The organism is Fibrobacter sp. UBA3629 (genome assembly GCF_002374005.1).
Taxonomy (GTDB): domain Bacteria; phylum Fibrobacterota; class Fibrobacteria; order Fibrobacterales; family Fibrobacteraceae; genus Fibrobacter.
The window spans coordinates 1-18,528 of the sequence record NZ_DFLC01000010.1 but is presented as its reverse complement, the minus strand read 5'-3'; the positions used below and the strand labels follow the sequence as shown (position 1 = coordinate 18,528).

General features: G+C 51.4%; 13 protein-coding genes. 12 read left to right on the top strand and 1 reads right to left on the bottom strand.

The annotated features are described in order from the left end of the window. Positions 1 to 17: 17 nt before the first annotated feature. The 8 genes from B2310_RS03125 to B2310_RS03090 all read left to right on the top strand — a co-directional run bounded on the left by B2310_RS03125 (position 18) and on the right by B2310_RS03090 (position 13,220). The gene (locus tag B2310_RS03125) at positions 18 to 2,060 is read left to right on the top strand and encodes a hypothetical protein (protein ID WP_290728607.1); all 2,043 of its coding nucleotides are present in this window, start codon (positions 18 to 20) and stop codon (positions 2,058 to 2,060) included. 210 nt (positions 2,061 to 2,270) lie between these two features. After that, the gene (locus B2310_RS03120) at positions 2,271 to 4,322 is read left to right on the top strand and encodes a hypothetical protein (protein ID WP_290728605.1); all 2,052 of its coding nucleotides are present in this window, start codon (positions 2,271 to 2,273) and stop codon (positions 4,320 to 4,322) included. Then, the gene (locus B2310_RS03115; protein ID WP_290728603.1) at positions 4,319 to 6,340 is read left to right on the top strand and encodes a M6 family metalloprotease domain-containing protein; all 2,022 of its coding nucleotides are present in this window, start codon (positions 4,319 to 4,321) and stop codon (positions 6,338 to 6,340) included. The genes B2310_RS03120 and B2310_RS03115 overlap by 4 nt, the downstream gene beginning before the upstream one ends. Positions 6,341 to 6,452: 112 nt before the next feature. Further along, a complete protein-coding gene (locus B2310_RS03110) occupies positions 6,453 to 9,950 on the top strand; it encodes a glycoside hydrolase family 2 TIM barrel-domain containing protein (protein ID WP_290728601.1) in 3,498 nt (1,165 codons plus the stop codon). A 242-nt stretch (positions 9,951 to 10,192) separates the two neighbouring features. Further along, the gene (locus B2310_RS03105) at positions 10,193 to 11,140 is read left to right on the top strand and encodes an Rpn family recombination-promoting nuclease/putative transposase (RefSeq protein ID WP_290728599.1); all 948 of its coding nucleotides are present in this window, start codon (positions 10,193 to 10,195) and stop codon (positions 11,138 to 11,140) included. A 41-nt stretch (positions 11,141 to 11,181) separates the two neighbouring features. Further along, entirely contained in the window at positions 11,182 to 11,373 is a 192-nt protein-coding gene (locus tag B2310_RS03100) for a hypothetical protein (RefSeq protein ID WP_290728596.1), read from the top strand. 233 nt (positions 11,374 to 11,606) lie between these two features. Further along, complete coding sequence (locus B2310_RS03095) at positions 11,607 to 12,581, top strand: Rpn family recombination-promoting nuclease/putative transposase (RefSeq protein WP_290728594.1); 975 nt, start codon at positions 11,607 to 11,609, stop codon at positions 12,579 to 12,581. A gap of 207 nt (positions 12,582 to 12,788) precedes the next feature. Then, entirely contained in the window at positions 12,789 to 13,220 is a 432-nt protein-coding gene (locus B2310_RS03090) for a transposase (RefSeq protein WP_290728592.1), read from the top strand. Between the two features lie 5 nt (positions 13,221 to 13,225). On the opposite strand, the gene B2310_RS03085 is transcribed toward B2310_RS03090, so the two are convergent. Next, entirely contained in the window at positions 13,226 to 13,408 is a 183-nt protein-coding gene (locus B2310_RS03085) for a hypothetical protein (RefSeq protein WP_290728590.1), read from the bottom strand. A gap of 3 nt (positions 13,409 to 13,411) precedes the next feature. Between B2310_RS03085 and B2310_RS03080 the strand changes: the two genes are divergently transcribed. The 4 genes from B2310_RS03080 to B2310_RS03065 all read left to right on the top strand — a co-directional run bounded on the left by B2310_RS03080 (position 13,412) and on the right by B2310_RS03065 (position 18,369). After that, positions 13,412 to 13,768, top strand: coding sequence for an integrase core domain-containing protein (locus B2310_RS03080; protein WP_290728588.1), 357 nt, complete (start codon positions 13,412 to 13,414; stop codon positions 13,766 to 13,768). A gap of 385 nt (positions 13,769 to 14,153) precedes the next feature. Next, positions 14,154 to 14,648, top strand: coding sequence for a type IV pilin protein (locus B2310_RS03075; protein ID WP_290728586.1), 495 nt, complete (start codon positions 14,154 to 14,156; stop codon positions 14,646 to 14,648). A 94-nt stretch (positions 14,649 to 14,742) separates the two neighbouring features. Further along, entirely contained in the window at positions 14,743 to 16,848 is a 2,106-nt protein-coding gene (locus B2310_RS03070) for a hypothetical protein (RefSeq protein ID WP_290728584.1), read from the top strand. Between the two features lie 15 nt (positions 16,849 to 16,863). Continuing rightward, the gene (locus tag B2310_RS03065) at positions 16,864 to 18,369 is read left to right on the top strand and encodes an LTA synthase family protein (RefSeq protein WP_290728582.1); all 1,506 of its coding nucleotides are present in this window, start codon (positions 16,864 to 16,866) and stop codon (positions 18,367 to 18,369) included. The last annotated feature ends 159 nt before the right edge of the window (positions 18,370 to 18,528 follow it).

The window sequence follows — 18,528 nt, the reverse complement described above, 5'->3', positions numbered from 1 at the left end:
TTTGTAGGGAGTGTTTGATGGGTGAATTTCGCCTGACTGCTGGGATGGCCTTGCTATGCGCATTGTTGCCGGCTGCAGTGCTTGCGTCGCCGCTGGACCCTAGCGAACGTCGCAGTGTCATCAACGATGGCGATACGCTAACGCTCCAGGACCTGGGCGACGAACATTACAGCGTCACGCGTACGGAAGACGGCTACCTCGTGGTTGCCGACGAAAAGAATGTCTTCTACTACGCCGACGAAAATGGCGAACCCTCCAAGTTCAAGGCGCGGAATCCGCACAGGCGCAAGAGCGCAGAAAGGGCGTTTCTGAACGGGCTCAACCGTGAAAAAACGTTCAGGGAACATCGCCGCCGGACTCCGGACCGGTTTGCGGACCGTGATATGGAACATCGGGTGGCGCCTGCACCGTGGGTTCCCAAGGTACTCCCGAAGTCGCACCATTCGGCAGGGAAACTTCGATTCCCGATAATCCTTGTGGCAGGCGAAGCGAATGGATTGCAAAATCTAGATTCTGCGGGAATGTATGCGCGGCTGAATGTTGCAGGCTATAACGAGGATGGCTATTTGGGGTCGGCGAGGGATTACTTTGTCGATCAGTCGTCGGGCGTATTCGAACCGCAATTCGATATCTTCCTGGTGAGCGAGAGTGAACCCTTCAGCGGATACATCGGGAAGGAGGCGGAATTCATGAAGCGCGCCGTCCTCTCGATGCTCGAAAAGTACCCGTCATTCGATGCCTCGCTCTATGACTACGATAACGATGGCGAGATAGATGCGTTCGGCGTGATGTATGCGGGTTCCCGCTACAAGCTGGGGACCAAGCACCTGGGCGGCTTCCAGACTACACTCAAAAAATACAGTTCGGTTGTCGAGACGCCGGACGGGAAAAAATTCAACACCTGCTTTATCATAGACCAAGGTGCAAGCCATGTCGTGCAGCTAATCCATGAATTCAGCCATACGATGGGTCTCAAGGATCATTATTGCGTGAGGATGAGCGGTTGCAGCGCCTACTATGCCGACAGCGCCTACCAGGCTCCGGGAGCACATGCGTGGGACGTGATGGCGACCGGCATGTATAACGGGAACTACCGTAAGCCGCCCAACTACAGCGCGTTCGAGCGAAATTTCATGGGCTGGCTCGATTACACGACCCTTGAAGTGGATTCGCAGGTGAAGGCGCTCCCCCCGCTCGGTACGAACAACTTTGCATACTACGTGAACGTAAATGACAAGGAATGGTATGTTTTCGAGAACCGCCAGCATGTCAAGTGGGATAGCGGTCTCCCGAATCACGGGATGCTTGTGTGGCATATCGAATTTAATTCCGGCGCATGGACTCTCGATGCCATGAACGATGTCCCGGAGCACCAGCGCGTGGACATAGTCGAAGCGGGCGATATCCGCGTTCTCAGCCAGACGGGCGGTTACATGAGCCAGGGCGGTGGTGCGCGGCAGAAGGACGATCCGTTCCCCGGAAGCCTGGACGTGACGAAGCTTTCGCCGGTGCTCGCGTGGGACAGTTCCGTGGTGCTTGCCGGTCTCTTCGGCATTGTCGAGCCCGATACGAACGTGTGTTTCGTTCTCGATTCGACGGTTGCCGTGGAAAACTGCGAATTTGTCCGTGTCTCGTCGAGCAGTTCTGCGCCCGAATCGAGCAGTTCGTTGCTTGGGTCGAGTTCCAGCGAGGAAAGCTCCAGCAGCGCGCAATTCGAATCCAGCTCGAGCGTGGAATCCTCCAGCAGCGTCCAGTCGAGTTCGTCATTCGAACCGGAGTCCAGCTTCTCGACGACATTCGCGGGGCGCGACGTTCCGGGAGCGGCTGGCTTCCATATCGCGATGGATGGTCGCACGCTCGAAATCCGTGTGTCCGAATCCGGAATGAAAATTGTCCGCGTCTTCGACATGCAGGGCAATGCGCTCGCTTCGGCTTCGTTCGCGGGCCAATTGCATCGACTTGACCTCGGCCGCGTGGCTCATGGCTCTCCCCTCGTGGTGCGTCTCGAGTTGGGCGGCCGGCTTGCCGGGTATTTCAGGGTGACACCCGCAGTGCGCTAAAAACGGGACCATCCCGCTCGAAAATCGTAAAAAACAGGCGACAAACACAAGTTTTACACGAAAAAATCATTTCGTGCGATTGTTTTTGCACGTATCCGAGGATATATTTATAATGCTGTTTGATGAATGTAAAGGAGCGGTTTGGTAATGGGAACCCATTCTCTTGACAAGTTTTTCTTTTGCTCGGCTTTGTGCGCTGGGCTGACGGCCATGTCGTTTGCCTATCCCTCGAATCCCGTGCTCAGGACTATCGATAACGATGGCGATTCCCTTTCTGTCCGTACGCTCGGCGACGAACATTACCGTTTCACGCAGACAGAAGACGGCTTCCTCGTGATGCGCGATTCGAACGGAGTGTTCTTCTTTGCGGACGAGAATGCCGAACGTTCCCGGTTCAAGGCGAAAAATCCTGGAAAGCGCACTGCCGAAGAAAAGGCGTTCCTGAACGGCCTCGACAACCAGAAGGTCCGCGACAGGCACAGGGAAAAGCACCCCGACAGGTACAAACGGCCCGATTCCAAGCAGAAATCGAAACGCGCTTCCTGGGTGCCCACGGCGAAAAGTCCGGACGCCGCTGGGGGTGCTAATGCATCCGCTTCCGCCGCAGAAGATGTCCCGCCTGTCCTGAGGCTTCCGGCGGCATATTCGCATGCGAATGGCACGAACCGCTTTCCCGTATTCCTGGTAGAAGACAACAACACGAAGAATGCGGATTCCGCCAGTATGTATGCCTACATGAACCAGGAAAATTACAAGGCGAAGAACTACGTCGGCTCGATCCGCGATTACTTCATAGACCAGTCGGGAGGACTATTCGTTCCGTCTTTCGACCTCTATATCGTCAAGGTCGGCGATTCTTTCCGGAATTATATCGGCGTGGAATATCAGCTGATCCAAAAGACGATTGCCGCGGTCTTGTCGAAATATCCGTCGTTCGATGCGGGTGCCTACGATTCCGATAATGATGGCGAGGTCGATGCCTTTGCGGTCCTGTATGCGGGGAACATCGTCGAGTCGGGCGATTCTCACCTGGGCGGGTTCCAGTATGAACTTCGGTGGAACGCTTGCGGAAGGCTGAATGCCGGAAACGGGAAACGATTTAACAATTACTTTATTTTGAACCAGGTCGGTGATATCTTCGAGAGGTTTATCCACGAGTTCAGCCATACCATGGGACTCAGGGACCATTACTGCGTATGGAGCGACAGTTGCTACATAAGTTATTCCAATTCCGATACCCAGGCTCCGGGTGCGCACGCGTGGGACGTGATGGCGACCGGCATGTATAACGGGCAGAACAATCCTCCGAACTATAGCGCTTTCGAACGGAATTTCATGGGCTGGCTCGAATACACGACTCTCGAAAAAGATTCCGAAGTGAAAACGCTCCCGCCGCTCGGTACGAGCAACTTTGCCTACCATGCGGGTGCGAGCCAAAACGAGTGGTTCGTGTTCGAGAACCGCCAGAAGGTCAAGTGGGACGCCGCCCTCCCGAACCATGGATTGCTCGTGTGGCATATCGACTACGATGCGAATTCGTGGACCGATGACAACCTCAACGATGTGCCGAGGCACCAGCGCGTGGATGTCGTGGAAGCGGGAAACCAGCGCGTGACGGACTACTACGACGGCTTTGCCTCTTCATCCTACGGCGGGTCGCACTTGAAGGATGACCCGTTCCCCGGAAGCCAGAACGTGACGAAACTTTCGCCCGTGCTTTCGTGGAAGAATGTGGAAGTGCTTCCGGGACTCTTCAATATAAAGGAACAGGACGACCTAGTGTGCTTTGCCGTAGACGGATCCGTCGCTGTCGGCAACTGCGAACTTGCAAAAAGCTCGAGCAGTTTCGTGGTTTCTAGCAGCTCCATAGCTTCGAGCAGTTCTGTGGAGAGTTCCAGCAGCGCCGTAATGAGTTCCTCGTCGAGTTCTTCTTTCCGGTGGCCGTGGCGCAGCAGTTCGTCGACGGACGTGGCTTCTTCTTCGGCTACGGAACGGATTGCCGCGGACGCCGTGCCGCACGTGGGTTTCGAGGTGCGCTACGAAGGCGGAATGCTGAATGTGCTTGCCCCGGTGGCGGGAGCGAAAACGGTGCGGTTTTTTGACATGCAGGGGCACCTGGTCTTTGCGGAATCGTTTGATGGAATGTCGCATGGCGTAAACCTCCGTAAGTCGCGTTCGCTTGTTTCACGGAGCGGTTTCTTGATTGTGCGCGTGGATGCGGCAGGGAAATCGCTGGGCTATAGAATGGTAGGTATCCGATGAAACTGCTTGAGACAACGTTGCTTGTATCCGCTTTGTGCGTGACGGGTGCTCTCGCGCATCCGGCAAACCCCTTTGTAAAAAAGCATGTGCAGTCCGACGGCTCGACGCTGAGCGTGCGCACCTTGGGCGATGAACATTATCATTTTGTGCAGACCGCCGACGGGCTGCTCGTGGAACGCGATTCTGCGGGGGATTTCGTCTACGTCGGCAATGACGGCCTGCGTTCGGGAGTGAAGGCGAAGGACCCTGCGCTCCGCGATTCCCGCGAAACGGCTTTTGTCGCCGGTATTGACCAGGCGGCCGCCCGCGAGGCCTACAGGGCAAAAAAGGGAGAACGCTTCCGGAATCAGAACGTGGCATACGACGCTGTCGCGGCTGACTATTCCTACGATGCGACGGGTACCGCCGTCAAGCGCAAGCGCCCGCGTGCCGAAAACTGGGTGATGGGCGAGAGGTGGTTCCCCGTGCTGCTGGTCTCGACCCCGAAACAGGCTGCCGTCGATTCTGCAAGGATGTGGCGTTTTTTTAACGAGGAAGGCTATTCCGATAGCGAAGGGAACATCGGCAGCGTGCGCGATTTCTATCTGGAATCTTCCAACGGGAACTTCAGCCCGCATTTCGACATTTTCCCCATCACGATTTCGAAAGAGCTTGTGCAGTATGTGAATTCGGCAAATGACTCGCTCTACGAAAACGAATTGACGAAGGAGGGGGTTGACCTGCTCGTGAAGCGTGCGGATTTCGACGTGGACAAGTACGTGTCGAACAGGAACAAGAAGCTGGTGGACGGCTTTATTTTCCTGTTCCCCGGACGCGAAGAGGATGTCCTGGTCTACAGCGAGGACTTCTGGGCGCACCAGTTCTGGATGCAGGCCAATGGTTCGAACAACGTGTTCCGTGCTCCTTTCGGATACAAGCCGAACAACTTCGGCTATGTCTTTGACAAGTATCTCCTGATCGCCCAGCTCGAAGACGCCGACAACGATTTGTACAGGGCGGGCAACTTGAACAAGTTCGGCATCTTTGTCCATGAGTTTGCGCATGTGCTTGGGCTTATGGACCATTACGGGGTAAGGGATTCGGGCGAAGATGAACTGGGCGCCGCCTCCTACGACCTGATGTCGTTGGGAATGTATAATGAAAACGGGCGGATCCCTGCAAAGTTCAATGCGTTCGAACGCGAGACGATGGGCTGGATGACGCTTTCGGAACTCACGACCGCGGATACGGGCGTAATCATGCTTGGCGATATCGACCAGGGCCAGGCGTATTCGGTCACGAACCCGTCCGACAAGGATGAATACTTTATCGTGGAATACCGCCCGGCAAAGGGATACGATACCGGCATTACGCATGGGCAGGACTACGCCTACAACGGGGTCTGGGTCTGGTATATCAAGTACGAGCTGGAGGCCTGGGAAAACAACAATATCAACGGGATGGGCAATTTTAACCGCGTCGATATCAAGGCGTCGCTGTTGAGTGGTTCGTGGGGCTCCAAGACTTCCTATTCGCCGCTGGTCTACAAGTCGGGAACGGCCTCTCCGGTTCCGGGCGTATTCAACTTCGTGAAGGCGGATGATTCGTTTGTATGTTTTACTCTGGACGCATCCGTCAAGGTCGCAAAATGCGAATCGCCGGTCCCGGCTTCGTCTGCGGGATCTTCGTCGTCGCAGTCCAGCAGCTCGGTGGAGGCCGTCTCCAGCAGTTCTGAGACGGCCAAGTCCAGTAGCTCGGCAGAAGCGGTTTCGTCGGCCACGTTTGCCGTGCAGACGCAGGTGCCTCCGCAATTCTCCATGTCACTAGATGGCCGCCGCCTGGCCGTGAATGCCCGAACGGGCGGGACAAAGACGGTCCGCATATTCGACATGCAGGGAAACGAGGTGATGCGCTCCGCGTTTGCCGGGGAATCGGCCGTGATGGACCTTTCCGGACTCGGCAGGGGGCATTTCGCTATCATGGTTTCGGTTCGGGGAAAATCGCTCGGAATCCGGACTTTGCGGCTGAATTTTGATTAAAAAGCCCATCCCCTCTTGATAAAATATCCACGGAACTTGCCGAAATGACATTTAAATGCCCCTCAAAAAGGGGTATTTTTCTTTATGGTGTAGAATAAACAAAGAGGATGTTATGAAGAATTCCCAAATAGCCAAGGTTGTTTCGTGTGCGGCCATTTTTGCCGCGCTTGCGGGCTCCGCTTTTGCGCAGAGCGGCCCGAACGACGAATGGAACGGCAAACCGCGCGTTTTCGGTGTGAACCGGCTTAACCCGCACGTGACCTCGATGCCCTACACTACGGTGCAGGAGGCCATCAAGGGCGACCGCCATGCATCCGAATGGTACCAGACGCTTTCGGGCAAGTGGAAATTCTACCACGTAGACAAGCCGAGCCAGCGCAACAACGACTTCTACAAGGACAACTACGACGTGTCCGGCTGGGACGAGATTCCTGTGCCGAGTTCCTGGCAGATTCTCGGCTACGACCACCCGATTTACACCAACGTGGTTTACCCGTGGGCGCAGAACAACCGCGTGTCCGCTCCGGGCGCCCCGACCGATTTTAACCCGGTGGGCCACTACCGCCGCACCTTCACCGTGCCCGACAAGTGGGCCGGCAAGCGCATCCGCCTGCATTTCGAGGGCGTGGAATCCGCATACTACGTGTGGGTGAACGGCAACTACGTGGGCTATTCCGAAGACTCCTTCACGGGTCACGAGTTCGATATCAACAAGTACCTGCGCAAGGGCGAGAACAACATTTCGGTGCAGGTGTTCCGCTGGTGCGACGGCTCCTGGCTCGAAGACCAGGACTTCATCCGCCTTTCGGGCATCATGCGTGACGTGTACATCTACGCCGTGCCCGAGGTCCATATTCAGGACTTCCAGATTGACGCAACGCTCACGAACAACTATACCGATGGCTTGCTGAAGACGACTGCCTGGATTTACAATTCCACGGGTTCCTCTTCGGGCGAATATACCGTCGAACTTTCGCTCTACAACGATGCCGGCAGCGAAGTGATTGCCCCGACGGCGCAGAAGGTCTCGGGTATCGGCGCGAACGGTGGCGAAAAGAGCGTGCATTTCGAAATCCCGTATGCCAAGCCGAACCGCTGGTCTGCAGAAACTCCGTACCTCTACACGGCGGTGCTCACCATCAAGGATAACGCGGGCAAGATCATCCAGGTCGAAAGCAACAAGATCGGTTTCCGCACGGTCGAAATCAAGAAGGACAACGGAGCCCCGCGCCTGCTGGTGAACGGCATGCCGGTCAAGTTCCACGGCGTGAACCGCCACGAGCTCGACCCGGATAACGGACGCGCAGTGAACTACGAGCGCATGGAACAGGATATCATCCTGATGAAGCAGTTCAATATCAACGCTCTCCGCATGTCGCACTACCCGAACAACCCGGTAATGTACGATCTTTGCGACAAGTACGGTATTTACGTGATTGACGAGGCGAACGTGGAAAGCCACGGCGCAAACGGCGACCTGCCCAAGAGCAGCGACGACTGGCGCGCTCCGGTGGTGGACCGCCTGAACAGCATGGTGCAGCGCGACAAGAACCACCCGAGTATCATCCTGTGGTCGCTCGGCAACGAGGCCGGTAACGGCAATGTGTTTGCCTCCGAACGCCAGCGTGCCCACGAAATCGACTCTACCCGCTACGTGCATTACGAAGGCGACAACAACAATGCCGACGTGACGAGCCAGATGTACTGGGGCTACGACTACATCGCCGGTTACAAGGATGCGAACAAGCCGGTAATGCTCTGCGAATACGAACACGCCATGGGCAACTCCGTGGGCGACCTCCAGGAATACATGAACGCCTTCTACGGCAACCCGCGGGCTTTTGGCGGCTTCATCTGGGATTTCATCGACCAGGGACTGCACCACAAGGGTACTCCGTACTGGGAATTCGGCGGCATGTGGGGCGACTGGCAGAACGACGACAACTTCTGCGCGAACGGCCTCGTGTTCCCGGATAGAAAGATTCAGCCCGAAATGTGGGAGGTCAAGTACCAGTATAGCCAGCTTCGCGTGAAGAACGTCGACGCCGCGAAGGGCAAGATCGAAATCGAGAGCCGCTACCTGTTCAAGAACCTCGGCGACTTCCTCGATGCCTATTGGCAGATTCGCGAGAACGGCAAGGTTATCAAGGACGGCAAGCTGAGCGGCTCGCAGATGAATATCGGGCCTCTGCAGAAGAAGGAAGTGACCATCGAAATGCCGGATATCGAGACGACAATCGGTGCCGAGTACTTCCTGGATATCGATTTCCGCCTGAAGAAGGATGAACTCTGGGCCAAGGCGGGTCACAGCGTCGCCCATGAACAGTTCGGCATCAACCTGGGCCAGCTCTGGTCTACCGAAGTGGATATCAGCACTCTGGATGGTCACAGGGTTTCTAGGGGGAGCGGCCTCACCATCGAAGGAACCGACTTCAAGATTACCTTCGACGAGAAGGCGGGTACGCTTGCGAGCTATGTTCTCGATGGCGATACCATCATCAAGAATGGCGGTATCCCGAACTTCTGGCGCGCCCCGACCGACAACGACAAGGGCTACAACATGGAACGTGGCCATGGCGAATGGCGCAAGGCGAGCAAGAGCCGCAACGTGACCTCCGAAGTCGACGAAGTCTCTCCGCAGGAAACCCGGGTGACATTCAACTTCAGTTTCCCGGACGTGGGCAGTTCCAAGATGAAGATGACCTACTACGTGTACGGCAGCGGCGATATCGTGGTGGAATACTCATTTACTCCGGACGGCTCCAGGAGCTACATCCCGAACGTGGGTACGCTATTCACCGTGCCGGGCGGCTACGAAAAGGTTCGCTACTTCGGTCGCGGCCCCGACGAGAACTACATCGGTCGTAACCGCGGCAGCTTCATGGGCATCTACTCGACTCTCGTGGATTCCATGACGGTCATGTACATGGAAATCGGCGAAACGGGCCAGCGCACCGACGTGAAGTGGGCGACGCTCACCAACGAAAAATCGGGCAAGGGCGTGATGGTCGTGGGCTCCCCGCGCATGGAATTCAACGCGCAGCACTACACTCCGGAACAGCTTTCCGATACCAAGCTTCCGTGGGAACTCAAGCGCAACAAGGATATCACGATGCGTGTCGACCTGCGTCAGATGGGCCTCGGCGGCATCAACAGCTGGGGTGCGGAACCGCTCAACGAATACCGCCTGAATGCGAACCGCGAATACTCTCACAAGTTCCGCATTGCGCCTATCCGCAAGCAACTGAACGACCCGACCGAATACTCGCTGCTCGGTTTCCGCAACTTTGGCACGAACGACCTTCCGCCAGCACCGTATGGCCAGAAGGAAATTAAGGAGATTTACGAGAACCAGCCCGAGAAGGACGTGACGGAAACGGCCGATATCGGCCCGAGCGACAAGACCGACATTCCGCGCCGCCCCATGGTGTTGCTCCCCGAGAACGAACGCAACTACAGCGTGTTCGACATGCAGGGCCGCCTCGTGGCGAAATTCACGACCCACGGCGTCGAAGACCTCCGCGCGCTCACCAAGAACTCCGTCAAGCGCGCAGGCTCCTACCTCGTCCGCGGCAATGCAGGCTCCGTGTTCCGCATTATCGTGAAATAGGGAATTCCACACCCCAAAGCATAAACGCTCCGGTTTTGCCGGGGCGTTTGTCGTCATCCCCGCGCCCATTCTCGTCACCCCCGCGCCCATTCTCGTCATCCTCGCGTAGGCGAGGATCTTTTTATGTAAACAAAATTTTCACGCCCCGTTTGGCTCATTTTCGCCGCGAAACCGTTTTATAGTATAGATAGGGGTGTCTCTATCCGCGAAGCGGTCGCATTGCCGCGCAAAAGGACTATAAAATGGCTGAGAACAAAGCCGATTTGAAAAAAGAACCGAAGGCGCCCGTGCGTCGTAAGCACGATCCCTTCTTCCGTTACATCTATGCTGTTCCTGAGAATGCTCGTACCCTCCTGCGGCTTGCGCAGTACCGGAACCCCGAACTCCGCAGGATGCTTGCGTCAGTTGATATGCAGACCCTTGAACTCATTCCCGGTAACTACAGCAATGTGAAGGAGTGGGGCGAGGCCGATCTCGCCTTCAAGGCGAGTCTCAAGAACGGTCCCGAAATCTTCGTGGGTATTCTTCTTGAACATAAGTCCTACCGCAAGAAGGACGTGCTCTCGCAAATCTACCGCTATGTATTCGAGATCATGGTGAACAAGGGCTCGTCCGATTTCGGCTGGTATCCGACGAAGGCTATCATCATCTACAACGGCCAGAAGGACTGGGACCCTATGGCAGAATTTCGTGCGAAGTTCAGGGGTGAGTTCAACGGTCGCGAATTGCCTTTTGAATGCGTCCTTGTGAACCTTGCCGATATTCCCGACAGCAAGTGTTTTGCCGAAAAGAACATTGAAGCAGCCGTTGGTGCACTGGTGATGAAGTACGCGTTCAATGGTGAAAAGTTGAAAGGTGTCGTAAAACAAATTGTTCGGATGCTCTCGAAGATGGAAAATGAATCGAGGGCTACCCTTGTCGAAAAAATTGAACTATATTTAGGAGAGTACATCGACGAAAACGTCGTAGAGGAGTTGCGTATGCGCATGAGTATAGGACAGGCACTGGGTATTGTTACTGCCGGCGACCGCCGCCGTGCTGCGGAGCGCAACGGCCTTCGTCGCGGTAAAAAGCTCGGAGCCCAGAAAGAGCGCGAAAAGAACGCCGCCCGTGAGGCTAGGATTGCGGAATACCTCCGTTCCATTGGCGTTCCCGCCGAAAAAGTGGATGCGGCTCTCGCCATCAAATGACAAAACGAACCGTCTCGTCCTTATTCGGCAAAATAATTCATATGCTTAGCAACATGATGAAGGACATCGACAAGTCGTACTGGGAGTACGGCGCAGCCCGGAAAAAGGCCAAGGAAATCGCGAGGAATCTCCTTCGAGAGGGGTATCCCGTCGAAAAGGTTGTCTACTATACGGGGCTCCCCCAGTCAACCGTCCTTGAACTCAAGAAGGAAATCGATTCGCCGGATACATGACCCGCGCAACAATCGTCACCCCCGCGACCATTCTCGTCACCCTCGCGCAGGCGAGGGTCTTTTTATCATCCTCGCGACTCTTCTCGTCATCCCCGGCTTGACCGGGGATCTTTTTGTGTAAACAAAATTTTCACGCCCCATTTGGCTCATTTTCCTCGCGAAACCGTTTTATAGTATAGATAGGGCCATCTCTATCCGCCTTTGCGGGGGCGTTCCCGCCATAAAACGGAAAAATGACTGAAAAAGAAAAATACCCTGAAAATGAAAACCTTGTTGAAACGGCTGTTCGCGATATTGCTCACGAATTCAACGTAATTGTGGACTCTGTGAACGAAGGCGATAGTAAATTCGTTCACGATCGTTACTTTAGGTTCGCCTTTGCGAAACCCTCCCGTATGGCGGAACTCTTGACGCTGTTCTCGCGCCACAACCCCTCGCTCAAGGCGTTCCTTGATACCATTGACCTTGCGAGCTTGCGCGGGGCCAGCGAAAACCACTCCAATGATAAGCATGCCGGCTCTGCGGACCTTGTTTTCGAGGCGAATCTCAAGAATGGCGGAGTCACCGGACTCTACGTGGGTATTATTGCCGAGCATAAGTCTGATGAGGACGATCTGGTCATGAACCAAATTTCGGAATATTACCATCACCTGTTCCTGGAGCGCAAGAAGGATGTTCCCGTGGTCGCCTTCATTGTCTATAATGGCGAGAAGGGGTGGGATCCGCTTGCTGATGTTCATTTTGCGGAATATCCCGAGTTCTACCATGACATCGGTTACCCTTTCAAGGCGATTTATTTGGATGTCGGCCATGGTATCAATGATGTGGAGTTGAAGGGCCTTTCGCCCATTACCCTTGTCGCCTTGACCGCAATGAAGTATATTTGGGATATGGAGAAGTTCTCCGTGTCCTTCCGTGAGGCGGCGATGCACCTGCTTAAGATGCAGAACACCGAGGAAGGGAGAGATTTCATCAAACAGTCGCTTTCGTACTTTTTCTGGAAGTGGCCCTACAAGAGCGAGGTAATCAAGATGGATAGGCCTGAAATTATCGCGAACAAGGGTTACGAGACCTTCGGCGAGCATTTCTTCAATGCCGGCGAGGCGAAGGGAGTGTCTAATGCTATCAGCGTCTTCGAGGAACTGGGTGTTTCTCCGGAGAAGATTGCCGAAGCGAAAGCTAGGTTGTCTGCGCTTTCGAAAAAGTAATCAAGGACTACTCAAACTAACATAAGGCGGCCGCTGAGCGGTCGCCGCGTTTCTTTTAAGAATTATTTTATCCATAATGCGCTATTCCAGTCTCAGAATGGCGGGACGAATTAGGTATAACGCGTCTAAGAAATGGGTCTCCTCTGTCATCCCCGTGTCTTATACTGAAAAAAGTTGGCACTGTACAAAAAGGCAGGTACAGTGCAAATGGAGACAAAACAGGTCGTAAGAACCGTCCCGGCCCGTGACACAAACGGGTCAATCTACTGGAAGAAAATCGTCAAGGAGAGAACCGTCTTTACGGACGAGGACAGGACGGGAATCGTCGCGGAATACCAGGCGGGCAAGATGACCGCGGCAGAGATCGTGAAGAAATACCGCCTGAGCAGCAAGCAGGTGCTGTTCAGCTGGATGGACCGCTACCTGCGCGAAGAATCGCTATCTTTGGGGGCAAGCGAGGCTAACAGCATGGCCAAGGACCCCGAAGAAAGGATACGCGAGCTCGAACTCGAGAACCGGCGCCTGCAGAAGGCTCTGAACACGGAGACGCTGCGCGCGAAGGCCTTCGACACAATGATAGAGCTTGCCGAGAGCAAGTTTAACATACCCATCAGAAAAAAATCTGGCACCAAACGGTAGGCCTGCTACGCAGCCGGCTCCCGGGCGCGTCCCTGGATGCCCTCTGCGGGCTGTTTGGTTATAGCAGGCAGGCGTTCTACAAGCGCGGCGACCATGACTTCGCCGACGATGCCGTCGAGGGTATCGTCATCGAGGCCGCACGCGAACTGCGCAGGGACAATCCGGGCATAGGATGCACGAAGCTGCACCGGATGATATCGGATAGCCTGGGCGACTGCGGCGGGATGCCCGGCCGCGACACGTTCATCGAACTGCTCCGGCAGAACGACCTGATGGTACGCATGCGGCGGCGCAAGCACTACAGGACAACGTACTCGGAGCACAACTACAGGAAGTACCCGAACCTTGTAAAGGGCGTCATCCCCACACGCGAAAAATGCCGCTCCGAACTGGAGCGGATCATCCAGTTCTACAACAGCCAGCGCCCGCACATGAGTATCGGGATGCAGACTCCAGACGAGGTTCACGGGCAGGAAGGGCCACAGAAACGGTGCTGGAAGACATACCGCGAAAGACGGGAGGCAAAATGGTGTAAACCAAAACAGTGAAACTGTCAACCCGGTCAGTAAAATCACCTAAAAAGTGTCAACCTTTTTCAGTGATGGTCAGGGATCTCCCTTTTAAATGACAAAACCGTGACAAAAGGGGTGTGATATATTCCACATTGGAATAAAAAAATTCGGCGGAAGTCCCCTTTTTTGCGAAAAAAATCTATAATTGTAAGCATCCGAAACACCCCTAAAACGGCGATTTTGGTCGAAAAAAGCAATTTTTGCGTCTGCTCCAGGTTGTTATGACACAAAAATGACAAAAGTTTGACAAAACTATTGCTTTTCCGAAAAAAATTGTGTATATTAGGGAAGTAAACGAGTCGAACGCTCAATTCCGGGCCAGGACTCAAACAAGTGTGTCACAAACAACAAGGAGTACACTATGAAGAAACAAGGTTTTACCCTTATCGAATTGATGGTCGTGATCGTGATCATGGGCATCCTCGCCGCCGTCGCAGTGCCTAAGCTGTTCGGCATGATCGCCAAGTCCAAGGCCTCTGAAATCCCGACCGCCGCCGGTTCTTACATCAACATGCAGGATGCCTTCGCTCTCGAACGCAACACTGTTGGTAACTGGACCGAAATCGGTTACTCTGCTCCGGGTAAGAAGAGCCATGCTTCTAAGTATGCTTCTTCGGAATTTGAATATACTGGTGCAGATCCGCAGAAAAAGACAACGGCTGTTGCGGATGCCTGGAAGGCCGTGAACATCAACAAGCTTGATGATTGCGACGCAAAGGAAGGTTCCTGGAACCTGACGATTCAGATTGGCACGGGCAATAACCAGGGGAATGTCCAATATACCGTGGGTGCTAACGGCTCTGCGGAATGTGCAGGCTTGACCCCTGCATTCGACAAGTTGGCTAAGTCTCTCTAATTAGTTGACAGGTCTCTTTTTGAAGTCGGTTTCCTTTTATGGAAATCGACTTTTTTTATTTTTACAAGAATAGAAGTTGGGATCGATTTTGAATATGGAAAAAATTCTAAAAAATGGTAGTTCGCCTTTTTTGTTCGCAATGCCGTTATTTTTTTGTGTGTATTGTTATAGCGGAATTGTGATGGATGCGATTTTATATGTGACACAGTATGTGTATTCTGTTGATCCAGCCCGTTTTGTGGGGGATCCTGCTTTTGAGTTCGGTAATCAAGACTCTTTTGGTTTTTTTTCACCGATTTTTGGAATATTTATAGAGTATTTTGGTGTTGCCAAGGGTTGCTTGGTCTATACGTTTGTGGCTCAATTTGCATGGATGCTAATTGCCGTGCTTATGATAAAACAGTTGTTGCGTTTAACATCTCAACGACTATGGTTTCTTCCGATAACGATTTTGTTTGTTGCTCTTTTGGCTAATGGAATGCCGTTTTCGCATATTCGCTGGTTCCAGTATGTGCCGTTATATGCATGTTCTCGTTCTCTTTCCGCTGTTTTTGGGGTGGGCGCCTTGGCTCTTCTTTTTGCTCAAAAAAGGGTACTGAGCTTGCTGCTTATTTTAGTTGGCACTTCAATTCATCCTATTACAGCTGGATGGTGTTTGCCTTTTTGGTTGTTCTATTTCTTTCCTAAAACAAGAATTCCTATTTTATTATCTTCGCTTTTGTTTCCTTTTTCGTTTCTGCTGCATTTTGGCAGATTCGACCTCTTGTCGGAAGATTGGCTGCCTCGACCTTTGGCGTTTGCTCCAAACTACGAAACTATTTCCCGTTTTGTGCAGTTGGTTGTTTTCTGGGGAGTCTTGGCTTGGCGTTCATTGAATGGACAGGTGAGAAGAATATCCATATCGTTGTTCCTGGTGTCGATAATCGCTTTTTATTGGGATGTATGGGGTGGATATGGAGAACATGTACTTTTGTATCAAGTGCAACCATGGCGTGCTGTCTGGCTTCCATCGCTTGTTGCGGTCCCCTTGGCGATGTCTTTGGCAAAAGATGTTATTAGAAAAGTAAAAAGGAAAAAAGAAATAACGACGCATGATTTGGCCTTGATTCTGTTGATTGTTTCTTTTGTTGCTCCGCGTAATGTTGTCCTTGTATCTGTTGTTGCGGGCTTGTTGCTGTTGAAAGAGAAAAGGACGGTGGATTTAAAAGGCCTTGCGTTGGCATTTGCCGTTTTTTTGCTAGGAGGGTATCTTGTACAACAGTACCATACGTGGTGCTTGCAAGGTTTTTCTCAGTTTATTGGTTATGACTATCAAGAAATCTATCGTCTTAGAGATTCTCTCCTGGTGTATCAGTTTGTTTTTTCATTAGGTTTTATAGTGCTTTTCTTGAAACAACGAAAGATAATGTATGCTTTGTTCCTAGTCGTTTCTGTTGTTATGTCGCGTTTTATGTTGCTCCCATTGCTCCCTTTATTTTTGTATTTCGTTCCACGTCAGAATAAGCTCAGATATTGGGGCGGTGCTTCCATTATTTTTGTCCTTTCGCTGTTTGATGGGTTAATTGATGTTGAAACAAGACGACAAACTATGCTTGGAGGGATGCCGTTGAGTTTTCCTTGGATTTGCTTTGCTACAACCATTTCTTTTGTAGTAATTTATTTGTCAAAGCGGTGGTCATATTTTGGAATAGTGGTATGGCTTTTGATATGTAGCATTGTGGCCACTTGGAATTATTCGTCTTCGATTAACCAGTGTTTAGGGAGAGAATTACATTTGGATGACTATTTACATGAAACAATATTCCCTCAAGTAAAAGAAAGGGGCAAGATGCTTTTTTATGTATCAGGTGACTATGTGAGTGAACCCAGATTGCAATTTATGACTGGCAGCTATTTTACAGCATCCATTGATATAGGAGGAATTTTCAATAGAAATCATTATAGAACAGCATTGGAACGGTCTCATTTGCTTTATAAAAAAGAACGTGATTTGCAATCGGAAAAATTCTATACCTTTACGGAGATAATAAATAAGTTGGCGGATGTAGATACATTAATGGACCGTGTTACGTTTCTTTGCGCAGAAGAAGAAATTTCGCATCTTGTTACGGATAAGGTCGCGTTGCCTTATGCTTTAGAAGATTCTACGATGACTGTGGATGATGAAAAAATATATTTATATGCGTGTCCTTCTGACTAGAAGGATTTTTTGGCTATGAAAAAAAATAGTTCTGTTCTTTTTACAGTTTTGCTTGGTGTGGGAATTGTTTTTATTAAGATGATTCCTGTGTTAAGACGGACGTTCCCGCTGGAAAATGCAGATGCTGTAATGTTCACGTTAACCCAAAATGTTGATGGCTCTCGCGATTTTGCAATAATGTTGACAGTAGAGGTTTTGAAGCAATCGTTGATTGTATTCTTGCTTGTTCTTGTCGGTGTTGCCGCGCTTCTTTGGGTTGTTCGCTATTTTCAAAAAAAAATAGGATTGCTACGAAGAATTCGTGTGACATACGGAAGGCTGATAATCCTCACAAACATGGTTTGTTTTTGCATACTTGCGTGCAGTGCTTATTCGAATATTCCCATTGCTGATTATTATGTTGTTTGGAAAGACTCTCTTGCGACTCCAAAACATTCGGATTTTTACGGGAAAGAGTATGTTAATCCGGATTCTGTACGTATAGAATTTGGAGAAAAGAAAAATTTGATACTAGTTTTTCTTGAGTCCATCGAATACAATTTCCAGGACTCTGTAAATGGAGGGAATCTTTCTAAGAATCTTATTCCCGAAGTAACAGAGTATTTAAAAAGTGAACAAAGTTTTATGCCGGGAGGGACTCAAGTTACGGGGATGGGGTGGACTATGGCCGATGCTGTTGCTAAGACATGTGGAATCCCGTTGATGTTCCCCCCGAGTATATCAAATAGCTTTGTTCCATTAAAGTCTTTTTTGCCGGGAGTGACGTGCTTAACCGACATTCTTGCTGAAAATGGATATGATATTGTTGTTTCGCAAGGCTCAAATATGAAGTTTGCTTCTATGGAGGGCTTCTTAAGAACGCATAGTGTTTCGATGTATTATGATATGATGAGCTATTTGGGAGATGAACGTGTGCGACAAGATTCTACATCTCATTGGGGGGTCAAGGATGTGATGTTATATGAATTGGTAAAGGAGCATATTGAAAAATTGTCTAATAGCGGAGAGCCGTGGGCAATATGGTTTTTTACTATTGATACGCATACACCTGGATTCCTTGATGCAAGATGCTTTGCAGATGCCATTGTGGAAAAGAAAGACGAAATGCCCTTTGCAATACGTTGTGCGTCTCGCCAGATAGACTCATTTATTAAGTGGGCAAAGATGCAGGAATGGTATGACAATACTGTGATTGCCGTTATGGGAGACCATGCGATGATGGCTGCGCCGGAACTTATTGGCTTTAAAGATGCGAATATTACGCATTATTGGTTAGATTTCTTTATTAATTCGTCGCGGAATGCAGAAAGTTATAACCGAGAATTTACCTCGCTTGATATGTTTCCTACTATTTTGGAGTCAATGGGCGCAGAAATACCTAATGGAGCCCTTGGCCTGGGACGTTCGCTATATTCAAAAGAACCGACTCTTTTGGAGAAATATGGAGCAGATTCCCTGAACAAAGCGCTGGGTAAACGTAGCGTAGAGTACGATTATTTTCTTTATTATCGAAGGAAATGACGAATTAGGTCTTGTAGGGAGTAAAATCTGAGTTTTTTCTTTACGTATTCCAACAAAAATGAAATGGCAAAAGATTCTCCAAGTAATGCAATGAATATTATTAGAGGTATTTTTGTTTCAAAGATAACGTTTGGTGATTATTCCGGCGTACTTTGAGCC